This window comes from Azorhizobium doebereinerae UFLA1-100, assembly GCF_000473085.1.
Taxonomy (GTDB): Bacteria; Pseudomonadota; Alphaproteobacteria; order Rhizobiales; family Xanthobacteraceae; genus Azorhizobium; species Azorhizobium doebereinerae.
Genome location: NZ_AXBA01000046.1, coordinates 16,582 through 27,080 on the forward strand (window position 1 = coordinate 16,582; position 10,499 = coordinate 27,080).

At 66.4% G+C, this 10,499-nt stretch carries 7 protein-coding genes and 1 pseudogene; 3 read left to right on the forward strand and 5 right to left on the reverse strand.

Annotation, left to right across the window (positions count from 1 at the left end; genetic code table 11):
• The first annotated feature begins 272 nt into the window (after positions 1–272).
• The 3 genes from YU1_RS32220 to glmS all read left to right on the forward strand — a co-directional run bounded on the left by YU1_RS32220 (position 273) and on the right by glmS (position 4,369).
• On the forward strand, positions 273–731 hold the full coding sequence (locus YU1_RS32220) for an energy transducer TonB family protein (RefSeq protein ID WP_051357266.1): 459 nt from the start codon (positions 273–275) through the stop codon (positions 729–731).
• Positions 732–878: 147 nt separating this feature from the next.
• Entirely contained in the window at positions 879–2,225 is a 1,347-nt protein-coding gene (gene glmU, locus YU1_RS0123415; protein ID WP_029006152.1) for a bifunctional UDP-N-acetylglucosamine diphosphorylase/glucosamine-1-phosphate N-acetyltransferase GlmU, read from the forward strand.
• A gap of 320 nt (positions 2,226–2,545) precedes the next feature.
• Entirely contained in the window at positions 2,546–4,369 is a 1,824-nt protein-coding gene (gene glmS, locus YU1_RS0123420) for a glutamine--fructose-6-phosphate transaminase (isomerizing) (RefSeq protein ID WP_029006153.1), read from the forward strand.
• 324 nt (positions 4,370–4,693) lie between these two features.
• Here glmS and YU1_RS34540 read toward each other — a convergent pair.
• The 5 genes and pseudogenes from YU1_RS34540 to YU1_RS0123445 all read right to left on the reverse strand — a co-directional run.
• A pseudogene (locus tag YU1_RS34540) lies at positions 4,694–4,904 on the reverse strand (integrase core domain-containing protein); the annotation flags it as partial.
• 17 nt (positions 4,905–4,921) lie between these two features.
• Complete coding sequence (locus YU1_RS0123425; protein ID WP_035716510.1) at positions 4,922–5,494, reverse strand: tyrosine-protein phosphatase; 573 nt, start codon at positions 5,492–5,494, stop codon at positions 4,922–4,924.
• Between the two features lie 72 nt (positions 5,495–5,566).
• Positions 5,567–8,662 (reverse strand): efflux RND transporter permease subunit, encoded by a 3,096-nt coding sequence (locus YU1_RS0123430; protein WP_029006155.1) that lies wholly within the window; start codon positions 8,660–8,662, stop codon positions 5,567–5,569.
• On the reverse strand, positions 8,662–9,798 hold the full coding sequence (locus tag YU1_RS0123435; protein WP_198019030.1) for an efflux RND transporter periplasmic adaptor subunit: 1,137 nt from the start codon (positions 9,796–9,798) through the stop codon (positions 8,662–8,664). Before YU1_RS0123435 ends, YU1_RS0123430 begins: the two co-directional genes overlap by 1 nt.
• A gap of 434 nt (positions 9,799–10,232) precedes the next feature.
• Positions 10,233–10,499 (reverse strand): IS5/IS1182 family transposase (locus tag YU1_RS0123445; protein ID WP_029003930.1); only part of this gene is annotated, 267 nt, incomplete at its 5' end.

The following is a 10,499-nucleotide window of genomic DNA, read 5'->3' on the forward strand; positions in this document are numbered from 1 at the left end:
CCTGGTGCCCTTGGGATGGCGTGCAAGCTGGAACGACCACATGGCATTGCCAAGGCGGGCTGACAACGCCCAAGGCGGCGCCGGTCCAAAAAGCGCGGTGACGCACGGCGTCCGATGGCCCGGCGCCGGGCCACGGACAAGCTTTGGCGGCACCGGGGAACCACCCGGTTCGCCTGCGGCGCCACGGGCATTGCGCCTGCCGTCAATATCGCCATTATCCGCGAACTCTCGATCCACCGCTTTTTGATTGACCTCATTTAGAAGGCGTAGCGATGTTCCGCTCGCTCCGGGTTTGCGTAACACTGGCCTGCATGCTCCTCTCCGGCGCCGCCCTGGCGCAGACGGTCCCCCAGAACCAGACGGTCCCTCAGAACCAGGCGGCCCCCCAGAACAGGACGGAATGGGTAAAGGCGGCCTGGTCGTCGCTGGCCCATCTGAACAACCTGCCGCCGGAGACGGCCGACCTCACCGGCAAGTATGAGGTGCAGGTCGCCGTCACCGTTCGCCGCGACGGCACGGTCACCGCCTCGAACCTGGCCAAGAGCTCCGGCCAGGAGGCTCTGGACCGCAACGCCGTCCGCCTCGTGATGCGGGTCTCGCCCCTGCCGCCGCTGCCGCCGGACATGCGCGACCGCGAGCATGTGACGCTGGCGGTGGCCTATGATCTGGGCTCCCCGCCGCCGCAGCTCACGCGCGCCCAGCGCCGCCGCATGTTCTCCCGCCAGCCCTGACGCCGGCTCGCGCCGGCCTTTCCGGCCGTGTCGTCCGGCCCTGTCCAGCCGGCTTCCGGGTGATTTGCCGCGCGCGGCGCCGCTGGCGCTTTCATCCGCGCGGACGGCGCTCTATGGAAGCGGCATGATGCGGGAAAGGATATGCCGATGACCGAGCGCAGCCTTCTGGTGGTGGTCCTGGCGGCGGGCGAGGGCACGCGCATGGCCTCGCGCCTGCCCAAAGTGCTGCACGCGATCGCCGGCCGCTCCATGCTCCACCACGTGCTGGAGACGACCCGCGCGGCCGGGGCCACGCGCGTCGCCGTCGTGGTCGGGCCGGACCGCGAGGACGTGGCCGCCGAAGTCCTCCGGGTGCGGCCGGACGCGGAGGTGTTCGTGCAGCGCGAGCGCCTGGGCACCGCCCATGCGGTGCTCGCCGCCCGCGCCGCGCTCGGGACGCCGGTGGACGATGTGCTGGTGCTCTATGCGGACACGCCGCTGCTGACGCCGGAAACCCTCGCCCGCCTGCGCGCGCCGCTGGCGGCCGGGGCCGGCGTCGCGGTGCTGGGCTTCCGCCCCGTCGACCCCACCGGCTACGGCCGGCTGCTCACGAAGGGCGACGACCTCGTCGCCATCCGCGAGGAGAAGGATGCGACCGCCGACGAGCGCGCCGTCGATTTTTGCAACGCCGGCGTCATGGCCCTGCGCGGCGACAAGGCGCTGGAACTGCTCTCGGCCATCGGCAACGCCAATGCCAAGGGCGAGTATTATCTGACCGACGCGGTGGAGATCGCCCGCGCCGCCGGCCTTTCCGCCGTCGCCGCCGAGGCGGAGGTGGACGAGGTGGCCGGCGTCAACAGCCGTCTCCAGCTCGCCGAGGCGGAAGCCATCCTCCAGGCGCGCCTGCGCCGCGCCGCCATGGCCGGCGGCGCCACGCTGGTCGCGCCGGAGACGGTGTTCCTGAGCGCCGATACCCGGCTCGGCCGGGACGTGATCATCGAGCCCAACGTGGTGTTCGGCCCCGGCGTCAGCGTGGAGGACGACGTGGTGATCCACGCCTTCAGCCATCTGGAGGGCGCGTATCTGGAGCGCGGCGTGTCCATCGGCCCCTATGCGCGGCTGCGGCCGGGCACCCGGCTCGGGGCGGGGGTGCGCATCGGCAATTTCGTCGAGACCAAGGCGGCGCAGATCGATGCGGGGGCGAAGGTGAACCATTTGTCCTATGTGGGCGATGCCCATGTGGGGGCCGGCGCCAACATCGGCGCGGGCACCATCACCTGCAATTACGACGGCTATTCCAAGCATCGCACCGAGATCGGCGCCGGGGCCTTCATCGGCACGAATTCCTCGCTGGTGGCCCCTGTGCGCATCGGCGCGGGTGCCTATATCGGGTCCGGCTCGGTCATCACCGACGACGTGCCCGACGACGCGCTGGCGCTGGGCCGCGGCCGGCAGGCGGTGAAGGCGGGCTGGGCGGCGGAACTGCGGGCCAAGCGGCGTAAGCCGCAAGCCTGAGCATCGGCGTAAGCCGCAGGCCTGAGGATCGGCGGAAGCCGCAGGCGCGGGGATCGGCGGACGCCGCGCGGCGGAGGCTGCGCGGAAGAGAAGGCCGAAGGTGTGAGGATCGGAAAAACGAAGTGATTCCGCTTTTCGCGCCGAAGCAGGCTAGAGCTTGTGTGGTCCGCTCCGGAGGCACGGGGCGGAATGCTGAACGATTTCCTAACCCTGCGCAGAACAGACGGATGCGCGGTCCTTATTTCACCCGTCTTTGAGTGAAACGTCTTTGGCGCGCGTCCCCGGGCGTGCAGCGTGACCCTTGTGGAGTTCTATCCCTCATGTGCGGCATCGTCGGAATTCTCGGAAAGGGCCCCGTGGCGGAGGACGTCATCGACGCCCTGAAGCGCCTGGAATATCGCGGCTACGATTCGGCCGGCATCGCCACGCTGGAGAACGGGCACCTGGCCATCTGCCGGGCCGAGGGCAAGCTGCGCAACCTCGACCAGAAGCTCGCCCGCCATCCCCTCAAGGGCCACAGCGCCATCGGCCACACCCGCTGGGCCACCCACGGTAAGCCGACCGAGCGCAACGCCCATCCCCATTCGGGCAAGAAGGTGGCGGTGGTGCACAACGGCATCATCGAGAATTTCCGCGAGTTGAAGGAGGAATTGATCGCCGGCGGCGCCCACTTCCTCAGCGAGACCGACACCGAGGTGGTGGCGCTGCTGGTGGACCGCGAGCTGCGCGCCGGCCGCACCCCCGCCGAGGCGGTGGGCGCGGTGCTGCCGCGCCTGAAGGGCGCCTTCGCGCTGGCCTTCCTGTTCGACGGCGAGGACGATCTGCTGATCGCCGCCCGCAAGGGCTCGCCGCTGGCCATCGGCCTCGGCACCGGCAGCACCTATCTCGGCTCGGACGCCATCGCGCTCGGCGAGTTCACCGACGAGATCGTCTATCTGGAGGAGGGCGACTGGGCCATCCTCACCCGCGAGGGCGTCGAGATCCGCGACGTGGACGGCGCCGTGGTCACGCGGCCGGTCATCAAGGTGCCGGCCGCCGCGCTGATGGTGGACAAGGGCAACCACCGCCATTTCATGGCGAAGGAGATCTACGAGCAGCCCGAAGCCATCGGCCACACCTTCGGCCATTATCTCGATCTCGGCGCGGAGACGGTGACCCTGCCGGACCTGCCGTTCGATCTTGCGGAGGTGGCCAACATCTCGATCACCGCCTGCGGCACCGCGCTTTATGCGGGGGCGGTGGCGGAGTACTGGTTCGAGCGCTTCGCCCGCATCCCGGTCAGCATCGATATCGCCTCCGAGTTCCGCTATCGCGAGACCCCGCTGCCGAAGGGCGGCATCACCATCGTCATCTCGCAGTCGGGTGAGACCGCCGACACGCTGGCCTCCCTGCGCTATGCCAAGGAGCAGGGCCAGAAGGTGGTGGCGGTGGTCAACGTGCCCACCTCCACCATCGCGCGGGAGGCGGACCTGGTGCTGCCGATCCTGGCCGGGGTCGAGATCGGGGTGGCCTCCACCAAGGCCTTCACCTGCCAGTTGGCGACGCTGGCCAGTTTCGCGGTCGCCACCGGCCGGGCCAAGGGCGTGCTGTCGCAGGAGGACGAGCACAGGCTGGTGCGCGCGCTCATCGAGGTGCCGCGCCTGATGACCGAGGCGCTGAAGCTCTCCCCCGAGATCGAGCTGCTCGCCCGTTCGCTGTCCAAGGCGCAGGACGTGCTCTATCTCGGCCGGGGCACCAATTATCCCCTGGCCCTGGAAGGCGCGCTGAAGCTGAAGGAGATCAGCTACATCCATGCGGAGGGCTATGCCGCCGGCGAGCTGAAGCACGGCCCCATCGCGCTGATCGACGAGAAGATGCCGGTGGTGGTGATCGCCCCCTACGACCGGGTGTTCGACAAGACGGTGTCGAACATGGAGGAGGTGGCGGCGCGCGGCGGCCGCATCATCCTCGTCACCGACCCCAAGGGGGCGGAGCTGGCGCATGTGGCGGCGATGCAGAAGCTGATCCTGCCGGAGATGTCGGCCACCGTCGCGCCGCTGGTCTATTCCATCCCGGTGCAGCTCATCGCCTACCACACGGCGGTGATCATGGGCACCGACGTGGACCAGCCGCGCAACCTGGCGAAGTCCGTCACGGTGGAGTGAGGGGGGAGACGGGGCGCTGCCGGCGCTCGGGCACGGCGACATTCGTCAGGATACAACTGGGGTGCACACGCCGAATTGGCTGAAAGCCGCGGGTCCAAGCTAAATCCGCGGGCGCACCGTGGGAGAGGGACATGTCGGGCAAATCGATCGCAATTGCGGACGGTATCGCCGCCCCATCAAGCCCCTCGGAGACGTTCATGTCAGCCATCTAAGGGATTAGGATGCAATTGCTCGCCCCTAACGCTCGACAACTAAATCCGATCGAGCGCCTTACGTTGGCCTGCTCCCCGTCTTTATGCCATCCGGAACCGGAAAATTCCGGGGTTATGGCTCATGCCGGCGGGGGCGCCGGAGAGCCCTCATGAGCGCGATCGGCGGCTTGTTGCCGATCGCGCTGTGTGCGCCGTACCTCATTGTAATCTTTAGGCCAAGCCTCCATTTTCGACCGGGTGTCGTCAAGGCTCATGAACCAGTGAGCGTTCAGGCACTCCGCCCGGAACTTGCCGTTGAACGACTCGGTGAAGCCGGGGCGGTTCGAACCTCGCGCAGCCATTACTCCCAGGGGCGGAGGGCTTCCAGCGTCCGGTCCATGGCGTAGGCGCTGAGCCAGGGCAAGGAAATGTGTCCATAGGCCAACGATAGCTGGCCTTCCGAGGCTGCCCGCCCTCGGCGGGTGACGGCGCCGAGATAGAGGGCGGCCGCAAGGCCGCTGCGATCCGCTCCCGCCTGACAATGCACCAGGATCGGTTTGGGTGCGTACCTGAATGTCTCGACCAGAGCGCGGGCCTCGGAGCTTGAGAGTTCGCGGCTGGCGGACATCCGGAAGTCGATATGTCTCATACCCATCCGTTCAGATGCTGTCATCTCGGCATCGTACCAATCCCTGCCGGGATTGGCTCCGCGCAGGTTCACGACGGTGCGGATGCCGTATTTGATCTGATACCGTGCCAGTGCTTCCGCCGAGAGCTGAGCCGAGCGATAAAGCTCCCGCGGCACCACGGGATGGAAGTTGCCTGTCAGTTGAAGGATCGTGAAGTAGCCCCCTATGCATAGACTCAGCAGGAGCGCAGTGGGGATTGCTTTTCGTACGGCACGTACGACGTAGGCGAGCCGGTTGCCGGGCATCGGCACTCTCCGAAAGGGGCATGTGTGCGTGGGCGGGAAAATGACCTTCCGGCTTCAGTGGTGGCCGGTCATCTATTCGGCGGGGTGCGGCACGGCAGGAGCCTGTTGCTCGGGCGTCGGACGCTTCACGAAACGATCGAAGGCCAGATAGACCACTGGTGTGGTGAACAGGGTCAGCACCTGCGAGATGACCAGGCCGCCAACGATAGCGATGCCGAGCGGCACACGTAGCTCCGCGCCTGGCCCATGGCCGAGTGCGAGGGGCAGGGCGCCGAGCAGGGCGGCAAGGGTGGTCATCATGATCGGCCTGAAACGCAGCAGGCAGGCCTCGCGGATGGATTCCAGAGAGCTGAGCCCCCGCTCGCGTTCCGCCTCCAGCGCGAAGTCGATCATCATGATGGCGTTCTTCTTCACGATGCCGATCAGAAGGATGATGCCGATCATGCCCATGATGGAGAGATCCTGGCCGCTGATCAGCAGCGCAAGAAGGGCGCCGATGCCTGCGGAAGGCAAGGTGGAGATGATGGTCAGCGGGTGGATCGCGCTCTCATAGAGCACGCCCAGCACGATATAGACGGCGATCACCGCCGCCAGGATCAGCCAGGGCTGGCTGGCGAGGGACGACTGGAAGGCTTGCGCCGTGCCCTGGAACGTGCCGGTGACATTGACCGGCATGCCGAGATCGACTTGGGCCTTCTGGATCTCGGCCACGGCATCACTGAGTGCGTATCCCGGCCCGAGGTTGAAGGAGAGGGTGACGGCGGGCATGGCGCTCTGGTGATTGACGGTCACCGGCAGCACGCCAGTGCGCACGCTCGCCACCATGCTGAGGGGCAGCAGCTTGTTGGTGGTCGATGACTTCACATAGAGGTGCTTCAGCGCATCGGTGTTGAGCTGGAAGCGGGGATCGAGCTCCATGACCACATGGTACTGGTTGACCTGCGTGAACAGGGTGGCCACCTGCCGCTGGCCGAAGGCGTCATAGAGCGTGTTGTCGATATCCTGCACCGACACGCCGAGGCGAGCAGCGGTCGGCCTGTCGATGTCCAGCGTTGCGCTCGTCGCGGGCTTCTGCCGGTCCGACGATACGTCGAGGATGCCCGGCAGCTTGGCCATGGCGCCCGACATGGCGGTCGCCCACGTGTCCAGTTCGGCGGGATCGGAACTCTGGAGCGTGTACTGATAGGCTGCCGCGGCGCTGCGGCCGCCCACCTGGATATCCTGGCGGATCTGCATGTTGAGCTGCAGCCCCTCCATGTTGGCGGTGGCCTGCTTGATCCGATCCATGACCTGGAAGGCCGTGTCGGTCCGTTCGCTGAACGGCTTCAGGTTGATCTGGATCTGGCCGACACTGGCGGAAGGGCTCGGATTGATCCAGTAGGCCACGTTGAACACCGCGGGATCCTTATCTGCGATCGCTCCCAGCTGCTGCATCTTGGTGGACATCAGCTCGAACGAGATATCGGTCGCGGCCCGCGCCTGCCCGACGATGAAGCCGGTGTCCTGGAGTGGCAGGAAACCCTTGGGCGTCACCACGTAGAGATAACCCGTCAGGACGATGGTGGCGACGGTCACGAGCAGGGTCAGCTTGCGATAGGACAGCACCACGTCGAGGCAGCGGGCATAGCCGGCGGTAACGGCCTCGAAGGCGCGCTCTGACCAGTGGTAGAGGCGGCCGTGCTCGGCGTCATGATCGTGCGAGATCAGCCAGGCGCACATCATCGGCGTGACGGTCAGCGAGATCAGGCCCGACATCAGGATGGCGATGCTCACCGTGACCGCGAACTCGCGGAACAGGCGACCGACGATACCGCCCATCAGCAGCAGCGGAATGAACACCGCGATGAGCGATATGGTCATGGAGATGATAGTGAAGTTCACCTCCCGCGCGCCGTCGATCGCCGCCTGCAGCTTCGACTTCCCCATCTCCAGATGACGGATCACGTTCTCGATCACGACGATGGCGTCGTCCACCACGAAGCCGACGGCGATCGTCAGGCCCATGAGCGAGAGATTGTCCAGGCTGTAGCCCAGCGCATACATCACGCAGAAGGTACCGAGCAGCGACAGCGGGATGGTGATGCTGGGTATGATGGTTGCCCACAGGTTGCGCAGGAAGATGAAAATGACGCTCACGACCAGAGCGATGGTGATGAGCATAGTGAACTCAACGTCGTCCACCGAGGCCTGGATGATCTGCGTGCGGTCACCGACCACTTCAAGCTTGATGCCCGCCGGAAGACCGGCCTGGAATTCGGGGATTCGCGCCTTGATGGCCTGGATGGTCTGGAGGACGTTCGCCCCTGCCTGCTTGTGGATGTCGATCATCACCGCCCGCTTGCCCTGCAGCCAGGCGGCCTGGTGATTGTCCTCGGGCGCGGTGATCACGGTGCCGAGGTCGCTCAGCAGGATGGGCGCGCCATTGCGATAGGCCACCACCATGTTCTTGTAGGCGGGCGCGTCGATGAGCTGGTCGGTGGCATCCAGGACGATGGTGCGGTTGGCGTCGCTGAGCTGGCCCTTGGGAGCGTTGACGGTCTGCTCACCAATGACGGTGCGGACGTCCTCCAGCGTCAGGCCGCGCGCCGCGATCTTGTCCGGGTCGAGCCGGATGCGGACGGAGGGGCGCTGCGGGCCGTGAAAATCGACCAGACCGACGCCGGACATCTGCGAGATCTGCTGCGCGATGACATCCTCGGCGTAATGATCGACCTCCGGCGTCGGCACGCGGTCGGAACTGAGCGACAGCGTGAGCAGAACCGCCTCGGCCGGGTTCACCTTATGGAAGGTCGGCGGGTTGGGCAGGTTCTTCGGCAGCGCTCCGGAGGCCGCCGAAATGGCGATCTGCACGTCCTGGGACGCGGCGTTGATGTCGCGGTTCAGGTCGAACTGCAGGATGATGGTGGCGCGGCCTGAGGAACTGACCGAGGTCATCTGGGCGACGCCCGGCACATTGGTGGCGAGCGAGTTCTCCAGTGGCGTCGCGACGGATGTGGCCATGGTCTCGGCGCTGGCGCCGGGCAGGCTGGCGGAGATCTGGATGGTCGGGAAATCCACTTGCGGCAGCGGCGCAACGGGCAACTGGAAATAGGCGACGATCCCGAGCAGGACCAGGCCTATGGCGAGCAGGCAAGTGCCGATGCGGCGGCGGATGAAGAGCTCGCTCATCAGCGTGCCTCCTCGGCCACGTGCTGGGGCGTCTGCTCCGCCTGCTTGGCGGCCACCCTGGTGCCGCGCGTCAGCCGCGACTGGCCGGACAGGACGATGTCCTCGCCGTCCTTCAGGCCGCTCTTGATGGCGGTCAGCTCACCCACGGTCGGCCCCATCGTGACATCGAGGATATCGACCGTGCCATCGGGCTTCACACGGAAGACATACTGGCCCTTTTGGCCGTTCTGGATGGCGATGGAGGGCACTGTCACCACGTTAGTCTCATCCCGCACATGGACACGGGCGGTGACGAGCTGACCCGGCCACAAAGCGTGGTTGGCATTGGAGAACTCCGCCTTGAGCTTGACCATGCCGGTGGTGCTGTCCACCTGGCTGTCGATTACGGTGAGCTTGCCGTCGGCGAGGTGCTGGCTGCCGTCGCGGCTATCCACCGAGACGTCCAGAGGGGCCTTTTTCTGGCCCGCGAGAAGATCCGGCAGATTGTCCTGCGGCACCGCGAACTGCACGGCGATCGGCTCGATCTGGGTGATGGTTACAAGGCCGCTATTGTCGCCTGGATGGACGATCGCGCCCTCGTTGATCTGCTTGAGGCCGGCGCGGCCCGAGATGGGCGCGACGATCCTGGCATAGCCGAGATTGAGCTTGGCGGTGTCCACCGACGCCTGGTCGGCGAGGATGGTGGCCTGCAGCACGGCGACCTGCGCCTTGGCGTTGTCGGCCGCCTGGGTGGTGCCGAAGCCCTTGGTGTTGAGCTGCTGGGCGCGGGTTTCCTCGACCTGGGCGTTGGCCAGTTGCGCCTGGTCCTTCTGAAGCGTGGCCTGTGCCCCCGCGAGGGTGGCCCGATATGGCCTGGGGTCCACCTCGGCGAGCAGGTCGCCCTTGCCGACGTCCTGCCCTTCCTGGAAGGCGATCTTCTGCACTTGTCCGTCCACGCGGACCTTCACATCCACCTGGTTCAGCGGCGTCACCGTGCCGAGGCCCGCCTGCAGGATCGGCAGTGTCTGCATCGTGGCCTTGGTGGCGGTCACCGGAATGGGGGCGAGCGCCGTGGCCTGATGGGTCGGGGCCTGGGCTGCGTGCAGCATGTAGAAGGCGGTAGCGCAGGCGGCCACCGTGGCCGCGCTCAGCAGCATCCACCTCCGCCCTTTGCCCGCGTGGCGCGCATGGGCCGCCCCGGAGCCTGTTTCGTCGGAGGGGCGCTGTGACATGGGGTCCACGAAGGCAACCTTTCAGATCCTGGAGCATCGGCTGTCCATCGGGGCGATGGCAGGTGCGAGGCGAGACAGTCAGGCCCCGATGGCGTCGGCAGGCTCATCTTCCGGCTGGAAGATCGGCAGAGCTGCGTCAGCGCATCGGGGCTGATGGCGGGTAAAGCGGGTACCCTGCTTCCTCATCATGCGAGCGAGGCCATGGGCCGCAGTTCGCGCCAGCATGAATTGCATTTCATGTTGGCGCCTCCCGGCAGCGCCGGCGGCCCGATGCGCGCGGCGCAGCGTCAGATTGGGATTTCCCAATGTTGAGCCAGCCTGCACCCAATGTGGGTGCGGCTAGGCTCAGGACTCATTGATCACAGCCAGAAGATGACGACTGCTGCGATGCATATGGCAGAGAAGAAGGTGTGGGCGCATCGGTCGTATCGCGTGGCGATGCGCCTCCAGTCCTTGAGCTTGGCGAACAGGTTCTCGACCTTGTGCCGCTGCCGGTAGAGGGATTTGTCATAGAGGAAGGGCTGCTTGCGGCTCCGCGATGAAGGAATGCAGGGATTGATGCCCCTGGAGGCCAGTGCCTCGCGGAACCAGGCACTGTCGTAGCCCCGATCGGCGATCAGGCTTCT